The following is an 809-nucleotide window of genomic DNA, read 5'->3' on the forward strand; positions in this document are numbered from 1 at the left end:
AAATATCCGAACACGCAGCTCATTAATATGTACGGGATTACGGAAACAACCGTGCATGTGACGTATAAAGCGATCACGGATCACGAGATCGAAACGAACCTAAGCAACATCGGGCGTCCGATACCGACGCTGACGAGCTATATCTTCGACGCGCAGCGCAGGCTGGTGCCGATCGGCGTCGTCGGGGAGCTGTATGTGGGCGGAGACGGCGTCGCGCGCGGATATTTAAACCGCGAGGAGCTGACGGCGGAGCGGTTCGTGGCGAATCCTTACAAGCCGGAAGAACGGCTGTATCGGTCCGGGGACCTCGCGCGGAGATTGCCAAGCGGCGAGATGGAATATTTCGGGCGGATCGACCACCAAGTGAAGATCCGGGGGCACCGCATCGAGTTGGGCGAGATCGAGACGCAGCTGCTGCGCCACGAGCAGATCCGGGAAGCGACGGTGCTGGCGCAGGATGACGAACAGGGGCAAAAGTTCCTGTGCGCGTACTTCATTTCAGACGGCGAACTGACGGTGTCGGAGCTGAGGGCGCATATCGGAAGCGAATTGCCGGTGTATATGATCCCGTCGTATTTCGTCAAGCTGGAGCGGATTCCGCTTACGGCCAACGGCAAAATCGACCGCAAAGCGCTGCCGAAGCCGGAAGGCGGCGTGGATTCGGGCACAGCGTACGTCGCGCCGAGGACAGAGCTGGAAGCAGAGCTTGCGCAAATTTGGCAGGACACGCTTGGCTGCGGCCAAGTGGGGGTGCTGGATGATTTCTTCGCGCTGGGCGGGCATTCGCTGAAGGCGATGTCGCTCATCAC

Annotated in this window: 1 protein-coding gene; it reads left to right on the forward strand. The window is 59.7% G+C overall.

Annotation, left to right across the window (positions count from 1 at the left end):
- Positions 1-809: non-ribosomal peptide synthetase (locus tag ABRS97_RS28055; protein ID WP_367859151.1), on the forward strand; the 809-nt coding region annotated here is incomplete at both ends.

Origin of the sequence: Paenibacillus tabacirhizosphaerae (assembly GCF_040812395.1) — a bacterium.
GTDB lineage: Bacteria > Bacillota > Bacilli > Paenibacillales > NBRC-103111 > Paenibacillus_E.